Raw genomic sequence first — 15,399 nt, forward strand, 5'->3', positions numbered from 1 at the left:
CGGCAGTGTCGGTGGCGCGGCCTAGACTCGTAGAGCCATGACCGAAGCCCCCCTCATCGTCCCCGGATCCGTCGGCCCTCGCTCCACCGGAGCGCAGGGACAGGACGACCTCCTCGCCGGCCTCAACCCGCAGCAGCTCGAAGCGGTGACCTACCGCGGACCCGCGCTGCTGATCGTCGCGGGTGCAGGCTCCGGCAAGACCAGCGTGCTGACACGGCGCATCGCCTCTCTGCTGAGGTCACGCGAGGCATGGCCCAGCCAGATCCTCGCGATCACCTTCACCAACAAGGCCGCCGGTGAGATGCGCGAGCGCGTCGAGGCGATCGTGGGCGACGCGGCGCGGGGCATGTGGATCTCGACGTTCCACTCCGCCTGCGTGCGGATCCTCCGGCGTGAGGCTCAGCAGTTCGGGTTCACCAAGTCGTTCACGATCTACGACTCCGGTGATTCGCGGGCGCTCATCAAGCGGCTGGTCAAGCAGCACGAGGCCGATGCCTACGGTCTCACGCCCGGGGCCGTGCAGTCGCGCATCTCCAAGCTCAAGAACGAGCTGTCGGATGCCGACGCGTATGCGCGACAGGCGAACATGAACGACCCGGCCGAGCGGATCTTCGTCGATCTTTTCGCCGACTACCAGCGGCAGCTGCAGAAGGCGAACGCGTTCGACTTCGACGACCTGATCGGCCAGACCGTCTATCTGTTCCGCGCCTTCCCGCAGGTCGCCGACACCTATCGGCGCAGGTTCCGTCATGTGCTGGTCGACGAGTACCAGGACACGAACCACGCTCAGTACGCCCTCATCCACGAGCTGACGCGTCCGGTCTCGGGCGATTCGCCCGATCCGTATGCCTCCGACGGCATGATGATCTTCGAGCCGGAGACCACGCCGGAGCTCGAAGGCGCGTCACTCACCGTGGTGGGTGATTCCGACCAGTCGATCTACGCCTTCCGCGGCGCCGACATCCGCAACATCAGCGAGTTCGAGCGCGACTTCCCCGGCGCTCGCGTCGTGCTGCTCGAGCAGAACTACCGTTCGACGCAGAACATCCTCTCGGCGGCGAACGCGGTGATCGGCAACAACTTCGATCGCAAGGACAAAAAGCTCTGGAGCGACAAGGGCGACGGCGACATGATCGTCGGCTTCACCGGGTACTCCCAGCACGATGAGGCCCAATTCGTCGCCGACGAGGTCGAGGCGCTGCACCGCGCCGGCATGCCGTACTCCGAGATGGCCGTCTTCTACCGCACGAACTCGCAATCGCGTGCGCTGGAGGAGATCTTCATCCGCTCCGCCGTGCCCTACAAGATCATGGGCGGCACGAAGTTCTACGAGCGTGCCGAGATCAAGGACGCCCTCGCCTACCTGGTCGCCGTCGCGAACCCGGCCGACGAGATGGCTGTCCGCCGCATCCTGAACAAGCCCAGGCGCGGCATCGGCGATGTGACCGAGACGGCGATCGCCCGGTTCGCCGAAGACCACGACATCACGTTCCGGCAGGCCCTGTCCGTGCCCGAGCAGCTGGGCTTCGGTCCGAAGATCCAGGCCGGCATCGCCCAGCTCGATGCCGTGCTGGCCGAGGCGACGGAGATCATGCTCCCCGCCTCCGGCGAGGTTCCCGCTCCGACGACCGTCGCCGACGGGCTCAGCGTGCTGCTGTCGAAGAGCGGCTACCTCGACGCCCTGCGGGCGAGCCGCGACCCACAGGATGAGGCGCGCGTCGAGAACCTCGACGAGTTCGTCGCCGTCGCGCGGGACTTCGCGCGCAACAATCCTGACGGGACGATCGTGGACTTCCTCACAGAGGTCGCCCTGGTCTCGGATGCCGACGACCTCGACGACGAATCAGGGTCGGTGTCGATGATGACGATGCACACCGCGAAGGGGCTCGAGTACGACGCGGTCTTCGTGACCGGCGTCGAAGAGGATCTGATCCCGCACCGCATCTCGGCGGGGGAGCCGGGCGGTCCTCAGGAGGAGCGGAGGCTCTTCTACGTCGGCATCACGCGCGCGCGGAAGCGCCTGCACCTGTCGCTCGCGATGACCAGGGCCCAGTTCGGCGAGGTCTCGGTCGCGATGCCCAGCCGTTTCCTGCAGGAGATCCCTGCCGGACTCATCGACTGGCGCCAGTCGCCCGGCGACGTCAACTCCCGGGGAGGCATGCAGTCCCGTGCGCTCAATGCGCGCCGGGCAGGCGGATTCGGCGGCTCCGGCGGCTCCGGTTCCGGCGACCGTTTCGCGGTGAAGCAGCTGCCGGGGCGCGACTCTCTCAAGCCGCTCTCGACCGCGATGGACAAGTTCCCCAACCGCGTGACGGCGAAGATGCGTGACAACGGCGACCTCGAACTCGCCGCGGGGGATCGCATCCGCCACACGGACTTCGGCGACGGACGGGTCGACGCGGTGACAGGCGAGGGGGCCAAGCGCATCGCGCACGTGCGCTTCGATTCCGCCGGCCAGAAGAAGCTCCTGATCAAGGTCGCGCCGATCGAGAAGATCTAGCCCTCTGGCGGGTTAGGCTGGCTGATATGGCCCTGTTCTCCCGCCGCAAGAAGTCCGCCGACGACGTCGTCGCCGACCAGTTCGACACCGAGACCGAGGAGTCCGCCGACGAGACTCCGGACGGTGCGGAGGCGCCGGCGGACGCCGCCGAGGCCACGCCCACCATCGGTATCTCCGTCCAGGCGTTCCGTGGGGTCGGTGCTCAGGCCGGACCGGAGGTCGAGCTGCCCGGTCCTGACGCGCCGGCAGCATCGGCGCCTGCGACAGCACCCGCCCCTGCTCCCGCTGCGCCGGCACCTGCCCCCGTGGCCGAGCCCGAGCGTCGACTGCCGCTGGCGCCCGCGATGCCGCCCGAGCAGACCGAGACCGTCCCGGGCATGAAGGACAACGTCCTGCTGCGTGAATCCCTGAAAGAGGTCGAGCAGGGCGCCACGAACGAGCAGCTGCTCGGAGTGCTCCGCCAGGCGCTGCAGGGGCACATGTACATCCGCGTCAACGGCGACGCACGCGCGCAGATCAGTGAGGGCAAGCCTCTCGCTGTCGCGGTCGTGCGTGATGGCGATCGTCAGTTCATGCTCGCGTTCAGTTCGGCCGCCGCTGTCCGAGACTCCGTGCAGCTCGAGAAGGACCCGACGGCGACATCTGCCGTCGCGCAGCCCGTCACGTCCGTTCTTCAGCAGGTCGTCTCGGGTGACTTCGCCGGCCTCATCGTCGACAACGCCTCTGCGCCGCACCGCGTGGTGTTCCCGTCCGAGCTCCTGCAGAAGGCGCTCGAGCAGGCAGACGTCGACATGACGGTCAAGTCGCTCATCGCCGCGCCGCGTGAGCAGGACACCGCATCGAAGGTCGGCGAGGCGCTCGCGACGAAGCGCATGTGGGTCGCCGTCAACGAGGGAAATCCCGGCGGACAGGTCGGGATCGCCGAAGCGCAGACTCCCGACGGCAAGCGGTTCCTCCAGCTCTTCTCGCACCCGCTCGAGGTGCTCGCGCTCGGTCGGGGCGATCGACCGCTGCCGTTCGAGCCGCTGCAGCTGGCCAAGATCCTCTCCAGCCACATCGATATGGCCGGGGTCATCATCGATCCGGCCGGCCCCAGCATCGTGGTCGAGCGCGACGCTCTCACCTCGGTGCTGATCCTCGCGATCGACATCGACGACTGACGGGCTTCCCCCGCGTCGCACCGGCCCTCTAGGGTCGGAGCATGGCCTCAGAACGCGTGACCCTGACAGTCATCGATCCCGATGGAGAGCGCGAGGTCGCGCTCTCGAGCCCGAACAGGGTCGTCTGGCCGAAGGACGGCATCACGAAGGCCGAGCTCGCGGAGTACTTCCAGCTCGTCAGCGTGCCGTTCCTCGAGGCGAACGGGAATCGGCCCGTCTCGCTCGAGCGCTTCCGCGACGGCGTGGGAAGCGACGGGTTCTTCTCGAAGAACCCGCCCAAGGGAACGCCCGACTATGTCGACGCCGTCACCGTGACCTACAACAGTGCGCGTCGGCATCCGCAGATCGTCCTGAATCGCCCGAGCGCGATCGTCTGGGCGGCGCAGATGAACACGATCGTCTTCCACCCCTGGGCGTCCCTCGCCACCGACCCGGACAATCCCGTCGAGTTGCGGATCGACCTCGACCCGCAGCCCGGCACGGGTTTCGCGGATGCCATCCCCGCCGCGCACGCGCTGAGAGAGGTGCTCGAGGAGGTCGGTCTCACCGCGTTCGTGAAGACCAGCGGCAACCGTGGACTGCACGTGTTCGCGCCCATCGAACCGACTCATGAGTTCCTCGATGTGCGGCACGCCGTGATCGCAGCCGGCCGCGAGCTGGAGCGACGCATGCCGGAGCAGGTCACGATGAGCTGGTGGAAGGAGGAGCGTGGTCAGCGGGTCTTCATCGACTTCAACCAGGCGAACCGCGACCGCACGATGGCCGGTGCCTACAGCCCCCGCGCGCTTCCCGGGGCCACGGTCTCGACGCCCGTGTACTGGGACGAGCTGGACGGTCTCGACCCCGCGGTCTTCACCGTCCGCAGCATCCCGAAGAGACTCGCCGAGGTCGGTGATCCCTGGGCGGGCAAGCAGGACGAGCCGGGGCGCATCGACACGCTTCTCGAGTGGTGGGAGCGGGACAAGGCGGCGGGCCTCGGCGAGTTGTCGTTCCCGCCCGAGTTTCCCAAGATGCCCGGAGAGCCCCCACGCGTGCAGCCCAGCAAGAAGGTCGACGCCCACTGGGATGCGAACGGTGATCCCGTCGAGGAGTGAGCCTCAGCCGATGACCTCGGCCAGGTCGTACCCGGCCACGGTGTCGAGCTGGTCGTAGGTGCACGACCGCGCATCCCGGTCCGGACGCCAGCGGTCGAACTGCACCGTATGGCGGAACCGCGAACCCTCGAGCTGGTCGTAGCGCACCTCGAGCACGAGCTCGGGGCGCAGCCGGACGAACGAGACATCCTTGGACCCGCTGAAGCGCGAACGCTCACCCTCGCCGGTGAGGGCCTCGCCGGAGTCGTCGCGCTGCACGAGCGGGGCGAGCTCCTCGACGAGCTCCCGGCGGCGCACATCACTCCATGCGGCCACGCCGCCGACCTGCCGCAGCGTGCCGTCGGAGTCGTAGAGGCCGACGAGCAGAGACCCGACGCCCGACCCGGACTTGTGCACGCGGTAGCCGAGCGCGACCACGTCAGCGGTGCGGGCATGCTTGATCTTGATGAGGGTGCGCTTTCCGGGCGCGTACGGCTGATCGAGTGGCTTGGCGACGACCCCGTCGAGGCCTGCGCCCTCGAACTCGGCGAGCCAGCGCACGGCGGCGTCCCGATCGCGGGTGGTGCGCGTGATGTGCAGGGGATGCTCGACCCCTTCCATCAGGGTCTCCAGGCGCGCGCGGCGTTCGGCGAACGGAGTGCTCAGGAGGTCTTCGTCGTCGACGGCCAGCAGATCGAAGGCGATGAACATCGCAGGCGTCTCCGCGGCGAGCTTCGCCACTCGTGAGGCCGCGGGATGGATGCGCTGACTCAGCGCCTCCCAATCGAGTCGCTGCGCCCCCTCGTGTCCCGTGGCCACGACGATCTCTCCGTCGAGCAGGCACGGCCTCGGAAGCAGTCGCGGGATCGCCTCGACGAGCTCGGGGAAGTATCTCGTCAGCGGTTTCGCGCCGCGGGAGCCGATCTCGACGGTCTCGCCGTCCCAGGCGATCAGCCCGCGGAATCCGTCCCACTTGGGCTCGAACAGCAGCCCTCCGGCGGTCTTCGCGGGATCGGGGACGGATGCTGCCGCCTTCGCCAGCATCGGGGACGGGATCTCGTAGCGCATGGATCCATCCTGGCGTCGGTCGCGTCGCGGCAGAAGGGTGACTTCGCCCGTCAGTCGAAGAGGTCGTCGAGGGAGACGCGCATGCCTGCATCCTTGAGCGCCGTGCGGGCGGCATGCCATCCCGCCATGCCGTTGACGCCCGGGCCGGGCGGTGTCGACGCCGACGCGAGGTACACCCCGTGCATCGGAGTGCGCCAGGGCGCGATGCCGAGGACCGGGCGCCGCAGCGCCTGCGGGATCGTGAACGCCCCGCCGAGGATGTCGCCGCCGATCTCCGACGGGTTGACCGCCTCGCGCGACGACGCCGGCACCGAGTGGTGCGCGAGGATGAGGTCCCGGAATCCCGGTGCGAATCGCTCGACCTGACGCGTGATGAGCTCGGTGGCGTCGAGATCGGAGTCCTGGGGAACATGGATGTACGCCCACAGCACCGCCTTGCCCTCCGGCGCCCTGCTGGGGTCGAAGACCGAGGGCTGCACCGTCAGGACGTACGGTCGGTCGCTGATCCGTCCCCGGGCGACAGCGTTCTCACTCGCCCACGTCTCCGCGGCCGATCCGCCGATGTGGACGGTGGGCGACTGGGCGACGTCGGGATTCGCCCAGGGAATCGGCCCGTCGAGAGCGAAATCCACCTTCGCAGCGGCGGGGCCGTATCGGTAGTTGCGGATCGCCCGCGCGTAGGCCGCGGGTATGTCCGGATGGGTGAGGGTGAGGCGGGGCGATGTGTTCAGCATCAGCAGATCACCACGGGCGGGGTCGCCCCAGTCGAGCGACCCCAGGTCGGTGACGTGGATGCCCGATTCGACGGATCCGCCATGGGCCTCGATATCGGCGACCATGCTGTCGGCGATGCGCTGCGCGCCGCCTCGCGGGTACATCCATCCGCCGGCGTGCGCCTGCGCGGCGAGCAGCAGCCCGGCTGCGGCACCGGCGAGCGAGGGGAGCGGGGTGTTCGCGTGCGCCAGGACACCGGCCATCAGCGCGGCGGCCTCTTCGGTGCGGAAGCTGCGCCGGGCGAGCGGCGTGCCCTGGTCGAGCATCCGCAGCGCGAACCGGAGAGCCGTGATCGGCTCGCGAGGCACCCTGAGCATCTGATTGCCGGTGAAGTCGACGACACCCTCGACGTGAGTGCTGAGCGGGCGCAGGAGCGACAGCCAGGCCCGCTCGTCGATGCCGAGCCCTGCCGCGGTGCGTTCGATGTCGCGCCATGCGATTCCGGCTCTGCCGCCGTCTAGCGGGTGCGCGTACGAGATGTCGGGGAGGATCCAGTCCACCCGTTCGGCGAGGCCGAACGCCTGGAAGAACGACGAAGAGAGCGCGGCCGGGTGCACGGCGGCGCAGACGTCGTGCCGGAAGCCCGAGAGGGTCGATTCCGTCGTGCGGACTCCGCCGCCGATCGTGTCGGCGGCTTCGAGCACATGCACCTCGTAGCCGGCGCGCGCGAGGGACACAGCCGCCGCCAGGCCGTTCGGTCCGGAGCCGATGATCGTCGCGCGTGCCATTCGGCCAGTCTTCCATGCCCGGGCGTGAGATCCTTGAGGAAATGAATGAAGTTCAGGGCCCGACCCCCACAGGCAACTCCCGTCCGTACCGAACCCTCGCGGAGGCGCTCCGCGCGCATCGCATCGCCGAGGAGAACCACGAGTTCATCTCCGCGATCACCGACGCCGTCGGCATCTCCTCCTATATCGACCGCGGTCGCTACATCGAGGCTATCCGCCGCGGCGACGGCGCCCCGCTGCACATCGGCAAGACCTACACCAACGGCTTCACCGAGGACGAGACGATCGTCATCGGCTCGACGCCCCTGCGACTGCAGCCGAGCGAGGGACGCGCACCGTACTTCTACGTGACGCACCCGAGCGAGTTCCGCCCGATCGCGCCTGTCAAGGCGAAGAGATCGACGACCCCTCGTGTCGCGGCTGCGCCGAAGGCCGAGCGCGCGACCAAGACGGAAGAGCGCGACTACGGCGTGTGCGACGTCTGCTTCATGGTGAAGACGCCGGCCGGCGGCTGCGGCTGCGACTGACGTCCTCGTCGGCGCCGCGGTGGTGAGCGCTCAGGTGAAGGCGCTCATCCCCGTGATGTCGCGCCCGAGCAGCAGCGCCTGCACGCTCTCGGTGCCCTCATAGGTGTGGATCGCCTCGATGTCGGCCATGTGCTGCATCACACCGTTCTCGAGCAGGATGCCGTTGCCGCCGAGGAGGTCACGGGCGACGGATGCCACGCGTCGAGCTGCTCGCGTGTTGTGGAACTTCGCCAGCGAGGCCTGCGTGGGGCGAAGCTCACCCGCGGTCTCGAGGTCTGCGAGGCGACGGCAGTACAGCTGCATGGCCGTGAGGTCCTCGAGCATGTGCGTGAGGCGCTCCTGCACCATCTGGAACTTGGCGAGCGGCTTGCCGAACTGGATGCGCTGGGTCGAGTAGGCCAGCGCCGCCTCGTAGCAGGCCGTCGCGTGGCCGAGGGCCGACCACGCGACCCCTGAGCGGGTGGCGTAGAGGACGACCGACGCGTCCTTGAAGCTCTTGGTGCCAGGGAGCACGGAGTCGAGCGGCACCCGGACGTCGTCGAGCACGATGTGAGCCTGGTGGATCGCCCTCAGCGAGGCCTTGCCGCGGATCGGGGTCCCTGTGTATCCGGGGGTGTCCTGTTCGACGAGGAAGCACCGGACCGCACCGTGTTCGGGCGCCGTCTCGTCGTCGACGCGGGCCCACACGAAAGTGATGCCGCCCGAGGCGCCGTTGCCGATCCACTTCTTCGCGCCGCGGATGACCCACTCGTCGCCGTCGCGGCGGGCCACGGTCTCCAGCGATACCGAATCAGACCCGTGGTCGGGCTCGGTGAGGGCGAAGGATCCGAAGACCGAGCCGTCGGCCAGAGCCGTGAGCCACTTCTCCTGCTGAGCGGGGGATCCGAAGAGCGCCAGGGTGCGCAGCGCGAGCCCGCCTTGGACGGCGAGCACGGTGCCGAGCGACCCGTCGCCGCGCGAGATCTCCATGTTCACGAGCCCGGCAGCGAGGGGAGAGAGCCGGGTGAGGGCAGGATGCTCGATGCCATCGACGACGAGATCCATCTCGCCCATTCGGCGCGCGGCCTCGAGCGGATACTCCGCGCGATCCCAGGCGTCCGCCATCTGAGGCCCGACCTCGTCGATGTAGGCCTTGGCGCGATCCCAGGCCGACCGGTCGGCGTCGGGGATGTCGGCGAAGACGGCGTAGTAATCGCTGTCCTGTCGCCCGGTGATGTCGTACGACGAGACGCGCTCGCCGGGCAGGGGAGAGGCTGCGGTGCTCATGGTGACTCCTTCGTGACACCAAGTATCGTACGCTCTGAAACTCGGTTTCACGACTCCGGTGGAGAGAGTCCTGGTTCAGTCGAGTTGAGAGCGCAGGCGCCGGGTGACCTCGGCGATCGGCATCGAGCGAGGGAACACGGCGACGACCACGTCATCCGGAGCCTCGGAGACCGCGTCGGAAGGCACCCCGTAGCGGCGGCGGACGTCGGCGAGCGCCGTCTGCAGCGTCGAGAGCGGCACCTTCTTCTTGCCGCGCAGCAGCTGCCGCAGCACATGGTTGTGCACGGCGGTGACGAGGGCGGAGAACCCGACGGCATCGAGAGGATCGATCCCGGGGAGCGAGCTGCGCAGATAGTCGTCGAACAGCCGCTCGTAGCGGAACACCGTGATGATCTCGCGCTCACGGAGCACCGGCACCTGGCGGACGATCTGGTAGCGGCGACGCGCGAGTTCGGGATCGTGCGCGAAGTGGGCGAAGACCGACTCGGATGCCGCGCAGACCGCACGCCAGGGATCGTCATGCCCTTCCGCGAGGAAGGTCCGCAACTGGTCGAGCAGCACCTCATGGTCCGCGAAGACCACATCTTCTTTGCCGCCGAACTGGCGGAAGAAGGTCGAGCGTGAGACGCCTGCGGCCTTCGCGATCTGCTCGACGGAGGTCTGGTCGAAGCCCTGTGACGCGAAGAGCTCGAGTGCAGCGGCCACGACGCCGGTGCGCAGTTCTGCGGATTCGTGCATGGAATGAGCCTAGACCTGTCGATGTCGTCGACGATCATGGGCGGTCGCCGTAGGGCGTGAGGCCGTGGCGACCGGACGGAGGCGTGGCCGTCTATGCCGTCGGACGGACGCCGCTGACGCGGTTCCAGATCTCCACTCGGTGGGTGAAGTCGGCGAGGGCCTCGGATTCCGCGTCGAAGGCGCGGAGCGAACCGGCGATGGGTTGTGCGCGTTCGTCTTGGATCCAGGTCTGGAAACCGTTCCTGCCGAAGGTCAGGACGATGACGTTCGGCTTGCCGCGCGGGTCCTCGAAGAGGGAGTACCCGGCATGGCCGCGTGCGCGGAGGTCGGCGAGCACGGTGTCACGGTTCATGCCAGTCCTCCAGGGACGCTCAGTTCGCGCACGAGTCCGAGTCGCAGATAGAACGAGAGCGGCAGGGGCAGCACGAGCTGGGTGGCGCCGCCGGGTTCGCCGAATGCGGGAGCCACCCTGCCGCTGTAGATGGGCTCGTCCCAGCGGTAGTAGCCGATGTCCACGAGATCATCCAGGTCGCGGCGAAGCGCGGCATCGCCGGATCGCTCGTATGCGGCACGGACGTGTACGCAATCGCCGATGACGATGAACTGGTGGTACGCCGACGGATTCTCGACCCAGGGGAGCGAGCGCTCAGGATACGCAGCGGGCTGCCCGTTCTCGACGAGGTAGACGTAGCGGGTGTTCACGGGGCCGTACATGTCCCAGACCTCCGCGCCGGCCGGCACGGGCTCGCGAGTGAGGGCGCGGCCGTCGGGGCCGATCCAGACCTCGGTCATGCGGAGTCCCCGATCCGGCGCACAGCGGTGGAATCCGCTGCCTTGTGCGACCGTGCCATCCGCAGGAACTGGTCGAGAGCCTCGGCTTCGGAGGAGAAGCGCGACGGGCCGAAGAACCGGTCGCCGCGCTCGTCGGTGTCCCACACGATCCACTCATCGCCGTCGCGATCGATCCATGCCGACCGTTCGCGACGGCCGGTGCGCCCGAACCAGTTCGCGGTGGCGGTGAGCTGTTCGTCCTGGATGATGCGCTGTGCGTCGGCGGCGGTGAGGTTCGTCATGGGATCTCCTTAAGCAGGCCTAGCGCGATGAGCTGCTCCGCGGTGAGCGGAAGCTGCACCTGGGAGCCGCCACCCGGCGAGCCGAATCCGGGCGCGATGTCTCCCTGGTACCCCTGTGAACCGAGGTATTCGGGCTTGAGACCGCCCGCCAGGAGTTCGTCCTTGACGTGCTGAGGGGCGCTGTCGAACGCACCACGCAGATCGGACAGGTCGCCGACGACCTCGTAGCGGTGGTAATGCGCGGGATTCTCGACGTAGGGCAGGGAACGCTGGTCGTACGTGTACGGCCCGTCATCCGGCACCGGTGAGGTGTATCGACCGTCGGGGGGACCGTAGCGGTCGAGCACGTCGCCGGGCTGCGGCGTGTGCGGCTGTCGGATCGGATTGTCGTTGGCATCCAGCACGTACCCGCCGCCGGGCACCTGGCTCCAGTCTATGCTCCCATCCGGCTGAAGGACCTCAGGCCCCTTGGGGATCTGCACGTCGGGTGGGAGTGTGCCGGTGTCGGCGAAGTCGTCGGCGTACTGCGGGTAGTTGCGCTCGAGGTATGTCTGGAGCTGCTCGTCGGTGAGCATGCTCTGGTCGCGCACGCTGGGACCGGGCGAGGTGGGCCCGTCCGGCGTCGTGCCGTCGGGCGGGGTGTGGGGAGGCGTGCCGTTCGGGCTGTGCGGTGCTCCGGGGCCGGAGGGAGCGTTTCCGCCGCCCGGACCGCGCGAGAAGAGGTCTCCGAGGCGCTGGAAGAGCGCCTTGAGTTCGTCCAGGTGCTTGGCGAGAGCCGTGACGGCGTCGACGAGCTTGAGCACCGTGCCGGAGATCCGGGCGGTCATCGCCGAGACGCGGCTCGTCGCCTGCGCGATGACATAGGGGGTGGCGGTGCCGAGTGAGATGACCAGCGTGCTCGCGTAGGAGATCAGCGAGCCCACGAGCTGCGAGAGCGTGTCGCGCACGAGCTCATGAACGACCTGGACGAGCATGGATGCCGCTTCCATGCCGGTCTTCATGCCGCCCGCCCACGCGCCCGCGGCGGAGATATGAGCGGCGACGTCCGCCTGGAGTCGGAGGTACGCGGCGATCGCCTCGCCCGACATCGAGCTCACGTCGGCGAGTCGGGAATCGAGGGTCTCGCCCGCCTGCTGCAGATGCTGGGCGATGTTGCCCCACGTCGCGGCGAATCCGGCGACTTCACCTGCGTCGCCGGTCAGGTCGTTGAGCCAGCCTTTGAGCGGCTCGAGATGGTCCATGAGCCAGCCCAGACCCGCCGCGATCAGCGATCCGAGCGGATCCATCGCCGTCGCGACGGTGTTCGCCAGGGCGGAGAACGATGCGAGGCCTCCGGCCACCCAGTCTCCGCTCTCGATGGCGTTGACGAGCTCGTAGCCGTCCTCGAGCAGCCCTGCGCCGCTGAACGGCGTCGTCGGATCGATCGGTCCGGCCACCAGCGGGTTCGGCGGCGTCATCGGACGCCGCCCTCGACCGACGCCATCAGACCGCTGATCGTGTCGAGCTGTCGCTGCTCGCCCTCATCGAAGTCATCGGCGAGACCTTTGAGCTGTTCCTCGGACTGCTCGAGCATGGTCGCCGCGGCGGAGATCGCGCCGATGGCGATCGACGAGACGAGTTGCGCAGGCGGAACCAGGAACGCGCACATCACCCCGAACGCCCCGCCGCCGATGTTCATCGACCCGGCGGCGTTCTCGGCGAGCCTGACATCCGACGCGATCTGGCCGACGCGCTGCGCGTGCCTGCGCACCGTCTCGGTGTCTACCGCGATCAGCTCCGCCATCAGCGGTACTCGATCCGTGGCTGGCCGTCCTGACTCGGGTCGGGGAGCTGAGCGATCTCTTCACGCAGGTGCTCGACGGCTGCGTCGTCCGCGCCGAACGCCTCGGCGGCGATCTCGACGGCCTTCGCGCCGGCCGCGCGCTGCGCATCTCCGGCGAGGGAGACGATCAGAGCGCCCAGGGCTGCGGGGGATCGGTCGTATGCGGCATCCGTGAGCGTGACCTCGGCGAGCCGACCGGAGGAATCCACCGTGACCGCGACATCACGGCCAGGCGACGTCGCCCGCTCACGCACGGCAGCGATGTCGTCGCGCACCTGCTCGGCCTGTGCCGCGCGGCGCTCTGCGTCTCTGACCTGCTGCTCGATGCGGGCCCGTGTGGCGATCGGATCCGACCAGTCGAACGTGTCCGTCATTGTCTCCCCCTGATTCAACGCACAAGAATGCTACCGGACGACATCGGCTCGTCGCCCGCGCTCTGCGGACGTAGGGGCGCTCAGGCGGCGGTAGTAGGCTGGGGGATTGATCGATGTCTCGACATCGAGAGAATTCCAGGCCGCAGCCCAGTGAAGGAAGCACAGTGGATCTGTACGAGTACCAGGCACGAGACGTTTTCGAGAAGTACGGAGTGCCGGTCCTCGCCGGCATCGTCGCCGACACCCCTGAGGAGGTGAAGGCAGCCGCTGAGAAGATCGGCGGCGTCGTCGTCGTCAAGGCCCAGGTCAAGACCGGTGGTCGTGGCAAGGCCGGCGGCGTCAAGGTCGCCAAGACCCCCGACGAGGCGTACGAGGCGGCCAAGGCCATCCTCGGTCTCGACATCAAGGGCCACATCGTCAAGCGCGTCATGGTCGCGCAGGGTGCCCGCATCGCTGAGGAGTTCTACTTCTCCGTGCTGCTCGACCGTGCCAACCGCTCGTACCTGAGCCTCTGCTCGGTCGAGGGCGGCATGGAGATCGAGGAGCTCGCGGTCGAGCGTCCCGAGGCGCTCGCGCGCGTCGAGGTCAACCCGCTGACCGGCATCGACAAGGAGAAGGCCGTCGAGATCGCTCGTGCCGCCAACTTCCCGGAGGACCTCATCGAGAAGGTCTCCGACGTGTTCGTCAAGCTCTTCGACGTCTACAAGGGCGAGGACGCGACTCTCGTCGAGGTCAACCCGCTGGTCCGCACCGAAGAGGGCGACATCATCGCCCTCGACGGCAAGGTCACGCTCGACGACAACGCCTCCGAGATCCGCCACCCCGAGCACGAGGCGCTCGAGGACAAGGACGCAGCGGACCCGCTCGAGGCCAAGGCCAAGAAGAGCGGTCTGAACTACGTCAAGCTCGACGGCGAGGTCGGCATCATCGGCAACGGCGCAGGTCTCGTCATGTCGACGCTCGACGTGGTCGCCTACGCCGGCGAGAACCACAACGGCGTCAAGCCCGCGAACTTCCTCGACATCGGCGGCGGCGCCTCGGCAGAGGTCATGGCCGCAGGCCTCGACGTCATCCTGGGCGACCCGCAGGTCAAGAGCGTGTTCGTCAATGTCTTCGGCGGCATCACGGCGTGCGACGCCGTCGCCAACGGCATCAAGGGCGCACTCGAGACGCTCGGCTCCACGGCGTCCAAGCCGCTGGTCGTGCGCCTCGACGGCAACCGCGTCGACGAGGGTCGTGCGATCCTCGCCGAGTACGCGCACCCGCTCGTCACGCTCGCCAGCACCATGGACGAAGGCGCCGACAAGGCCGCCGAACTCGCCAACGCCTGATCGCAGAGAGACACAAGGACTAGAGAAATGTCGATCTACCTCAACAAGGATTCCAAGGTCATCGTCCAGGGCATCACCGGCGGCGAAGGCACCAAGCACACGGCGCTCATGCTGAAGGCCGGCACCCAGGTCGTCGGCGGCGTGAACGCACGCAAGGCCGGCACCACGGTCGCGCACACCGACAAGGACGGCAACGCCGTCGAGCTCCCCGTCTTCGGCTCGGTCGCCGAGGCCATGAAGGAGACCGGCGCAGATGTGTCGATCGCCTTCGTGCCCGGCGCCTTCACCAAGGACGCGATGATCGAGGCCATCGATGCCGAGATCCCGCTGCTCGTCGTGATCACCGAGGGTGTCCCCGTCGGCGACTCGGCAGAGGCCTGGGCTTACGCCCAGAGCAAGGGCAACACGACTCGCATCATCGGACCGAACTGCCCCGGGATCATCACCCCCGGTGAGGCGCTCGTCGGCATCACGCCGGCGAACATCACCGGAAAGGGACCGATCGGGCTCGTGTCGAAGTCGGGCACCCTGACGTACCAGATGATGTTCGAGCTGCGCGACCTGGGCTTCTCGACGGCCATCGGCATCGGCGGCGACCCCGTCATCGGCACGACGCACATCGACGCGCTCGCCGCGTTCGAGGCCGACCCCGAGACCAAGGCGATCGTGATGATCGGCGAGATCGGTGGCGACGCCGAAGAGCGCGCGGCCGACTACATCAAGGCGCACGTCACCAAGCCGGTCGTCGGCTACGTCGCGGGCTTCACGGCTCCCGAGGGCAAGACCATGGGCCACGCCGGCGCGATCGTGTCGGGCTCCGCGGGCACCGCCCAGGCGAAGAAGGAGGCCCTCGAGGCCGCGGGGGTCAAGGTCGGCAAGACGCCGTCCGAGACGGCCGCACTCATGCGTGAGATCGTCGAGTCGCTCTAAGCGCTAGACTGGAGGAGAAGGCCCTGGACTCCACT

16 protein-coding genes are annotated in these 15,399 nt (G+C 68.2%); 6 read left to right on the forward strand and 10 right to left on the reverse strand.

The window, feature by feature from the left end; translation table 11 throughout:
• Nucleotides 1-37 precede the first annotated feature (37 nt).
• From BMW26_RS04315 to ligD, 3 genes are read left to right on the forward strand one after another with little or no spacing between them, the layout of a single operon-like run.
• Entirely contained in the window at nt 38-2,500 is a 2,463-nt protein-coding gene (locus tag BMW26_RS04315) for an ATP-dependent helicase (RefSeq protein WP_072590864.1), read from the forward strand.
• A 26-nt stretch (nt 2,501-2,526) separates the two neighbouring features.
• Nucleotides 2,527-3,660: an SseB family protein gene (locus BMW26_RS04320; protein WP_053098993.1), complete on the forward strand. Its 1,134-nt coding sequence runs from the start codon at nt 2,527-2,529 to the stop codon at nt 3,658-3,660.
• Nucleotides 3,661-3,701: 41 nt separating this feature from the next.
• Nucleotides 3,702-4,754, forward strand: a complete 1,053-nt coding sequence (gene ligD / locus BMW26_RS04325; RefSeq protein WP_056277321.1) for a non-homologous end-joining DNA ligase — start codon at nt 3,702-3,704, stop codon at nt 4,752-4,754.
• Nucleotides 4,755-4,757: 3 nt separating this feature from the next.
• Here ligD and BMW26_RS04330 read toward each other — a convergent pair whose 3' ends face one another.
• Both BMW26_RS04330 and BMW26_RS04335 read right to left on the reverse strand, forming a co-directional pair.
• Nucleotides 4,758-5,801 (reverse strand): ATP-dependent DNA ligase, encoded by a 1,044-nt coding sequence (locus BMW26_RS04330; RefSeq protein ID WP_056277324.1) that lies wholly within the window; start codon nt 5,799-5,801, stop codon nt 4,758-4,760.
• A 50-nt stretch (nt 5,802-5,851) separates the two neighbouring features.
• Nucleotides 5,852-7,303 carry a phytoene desaturase family protein gene (locus BMW26_RS04335; protein ID WP_072590865.1) on the reverse strand — a complete coding sequence of 484 codons (1,452 nt, stop codon included), beginning with the start codon at nt 7,301-7,303 and terminating at the stop codon, nt 5,852-5,854.
• A 41-nt stretch (nt 7,304-7,344) separates the two neighbouring features.
• Between BMW26_RS04335 and BMW26_RS04340 the strand changes: the two genes are divergently transcribed.
• Nucleotides 7,345-7,830 carry a hypothetical protein gene (locus tag BMW26_RS04340; RefSeq protein WP_053098997.1) on the forward strand — a complete coding sequence of 162 codons (486 nt, stop codon included), beginning with the start codon at nt 7,345-7,347 and terminating at the stop codon, nt 7,828-7,830.
• A 30-nt stretch (nt 7,831-7,860) separates the two neighbouring features.
• Here the strand turns inward: BMW26_RS04340 and BMW26_RS04345 are convergent, their stop codons facing one another.
• The 8 genes from BMW26_RS04345 to BMW26_RS04380 form a co-directional block, all read right to left on the reverse strand.
• Entirely contained in the window at nt 7,861-9,096 is a 1,236-nt protein-coding gene (locus BMW26_RS04345; RefSeq protein ID WP_072590866.1) for an acyl-CoA dehydrogenase family protein, read from the reverse strand.
• Between the two features lie 75 nt (nt 9,097-9,171).
• Nucleotides 9,172-9,834 carry a TetR/AcrR family transcriptional regulator gene (locus BMW26_RS04350; protein WP_053098999.1) on the reverse strand — a complete coding sequence of 221 codons (663 nt, stop codon included), beginning with the start codon at nt 9,832-9,834 and terminating at the stop codon, nt 9,172-9,174.
• A 91-nt stretch (nt 9,835-9,925) separates the two neighbouring features.
• Nucleotides 9,926-10,186: a hypothetical protein gene (locus tag BMW26_RS04355; RefSeq protein ID WP_053099000.1), complete on the reverse strand. Its 261-nt coding sequence runs from the start codon at nt 10,184-10,186 to the stop codon at nt 9,926-9,928.
• Nucleotides 10,183-10,626: a glycohydrolase toxin TNT-related protein gene (locus BMW26_RS04360; protein WP_072590867.1), complete on the reverse strand. Its 444-nt coding sequence runs from the start codon at nt 10,624-10,626 to the stop codon at nt 10,183-10,185. Before BMW26_RS04360 ends, BMW26_RS04355 begins: the two co-directional genes overlap by 4 nt.
• A complete protein-coding gene (locus BMW26_RS04365; protein WP_056277343.1) occupies nt 10,623-10,907 on the reverse strand; it encodes a hypothetical protein in 285 nt (94 codons plus the stop codon). Before BMW26_RS04365 ends, BMW26_RS04360 begins: the two co-directional genes overlap by 4 nt.
• Nucleotides 10,904-12,364: a glycohydrolase toxin TNT-related protein gene (locus BMW26_RS04370; RefSeq protein ID WP_056277346.1), complete on the reverse strand. Its 1,461-nt coding sequence runs from the start codon at nt 12,362-12,364 to the stop codon at nt 10,904-10,906. The genes BMW26_RS04365 and BMW26_RS04370 overlap by 4 nt, the downstream gene beginning before the upstream one ends.
• Nucleotides 12,361-12,690, reverse strand: a complete 330-nt coding sequence (locus tag BMW26_RS04375; protein ID WP_072590868.1) for a type VII secretion target — start codon at nt 12,688-12,690, stop codon at nt 12,361-12,363. The genes BMW26_RS04370 and BMW26_RS04375 overlap by 4 nt, the downstream gene beginning before the upstream one ends.
• On the reverse strand, nt 12,690-13,103 hold the full coding sequence (locus BMW26_RS04380; protein WP_056277348.1) for a YbaB/EbfC family nucleoid-associated protein: 414 nt from the start codon (nt 13,101-13,103) through the stop codon (nt 12,690-12,692). The genes BMW26_RS04375 and BMW26_RS04380 overlap by 1 nt, the downstream gene beginning before the upstream one ends.
• A 164-nt stretch (nt 13,104-13,267) precedes the next feature.
• Between BMW26_RS04380 and sucC the strand changes: the two genes are divergently transcribed.
• The gene (gene sucC / locus BMW26_RS04385) at nt 13,268-14,434 is read left to right on the forward strand and encodes an ADP-forming succinate--CoA ligase subunit beta (RefSeq protein WP_053099006.1); all 1,167 of its coding nucleotides are present in this window, start codon (nt 13,268-13,270) and stop codon (nt 14,432-14,434) included.
• 27 nt (nt 14,435-14,461) lie between these two features.
• Nucleotides 14,462-15,364 (forward strand): succinate--CoA ligase subunit alpha, encoded by a 903-nt coding sequence (gene sucD, locus BMW26_RS04390; RefSeq protein ID WP_056277351.1) that lies wholly within the window; start codon nt 14,462-14,464, stop codon nt 15,362-15,364.
• Nucleotides 15,365-15,399 lie beyond the last annotated feature (35 nt).

Source organism: Microbacterium sp. 1.5R (assembly GCF_001889265.1).
GTDB lineage: Bacteria > Actinomycetota > Actinomycetes > Actinomycetales > Microbacteriaceae > Microbacterium.

Excerpts from the sequence above, each read along its gene's own strand:
- BMW26_RS04355 (WP_053099000.1), bottom strand. The coding sequence starts at position 10,186 with ATGAACCGTGACACCGTGCTCGCCGACCTCCGCGCACGCGGCCATGCC.
- BMW26_RS04330 (WP_056277324.1), bottom strand. The coding sequence starts at position 5,801 with ATGCGCTACGAGATCCCGTCCCCGATGCTGGCGAAGGCGGCAGCATCC.
- BMW26_RS04315 (WP_072590864.1), top strand. The coding sequence starts at position 38 with ATGACCGAAGCCCCCCTCATCGTCCCCGGATCCGTCGGCCCTCGCTCC.
- BMW26_RS04340 (WP_053098997.1), top strand. The coding sequence starts at position 7,345 with ATGAATGAAGTTCAGGGCCCGACCCCCACAGGCAACTCCCGTCCGTAC.
- sucD (WP_056277351.1), top strand. The coding sequence starts at position 14,462 with ATGTCGATCTACCTCAACAAGGATTCCAAGGTCATCGTCCAGGGCATC.
- BMW26_RS04370 (WP_056277346.1), bottom strand. The coding sequence starts at position 12,364 with ATGACGCCGCCGAACCCGCTGGTGGCCGGACCGATCGATCCGACGACG.
- BMW26_RS04320 (WP_053098993.1), top strand. The coding sequence starts at position 2,527 with ATGGCCCTGTTCTCCCGCCGCAAGAAGTCCGCCGACGACGTCGTCGCC.
- BMW26_RS04360 (WP_072590867.1), bottom strand. The coding sequence starts at position 10,626 with ATGACCGAGGTCTGGATCGGCCCCGACGGCCGCGCCCTCACTCGCGAG.
- BMW26_RS04345 (WP_072590866.1), bottom strand. The coding sequence starts at position 9,096 with ATGAGCACCGCAGCCTCTCCCCTGCCCGGCGAGCGCGTCTCGTCGTAC.
- BMW26_RS04380 (WP_056277348.1), bottom strand. The coding sequence starts at position 13,103 with ATGACGGACACGTTCGACTGGTCGGATCCGATCGCCACACGGGCCCGC.
- ligD (WP_056277321.1), top strand. The coding sequence starts at position 3,702 with ATGGCCTCAGAACGCGTGACCCTGACAGTCATCGATCCCGATGGAGAG.
- BMW26_RS04375 (WP_072590868.1), bottom strand. The coding sequence starts at position 12,690 with ATGGCGGAGCTGATCGCGGTAGACACCGAGACGGTGCGCAGGCACGCG.
- BMW26_RS04365 (WP_056277343.1), bottom strand. The coding sequence starts at position 10,907 with ATGACGAACCTCACCGCCGCCGACGCACAGCGCATCATCCAGGACGAA.
- BMW26_RS04350 (WP_053098999.1), bottom strand. The coding sequence starts at position 9,834 with ATGCACGAATCCGCAGAACTGCGCACCGGCGTCGTGGCCGCTGCACTC.
- BMW26_RS04335 (WP_072590865.1), bottom strand. The coding sequence starts at position 7,303 with ATGGCACGCGCGACGATCATCGGCTCCGGACCGAACGGCCTGGCGGCG.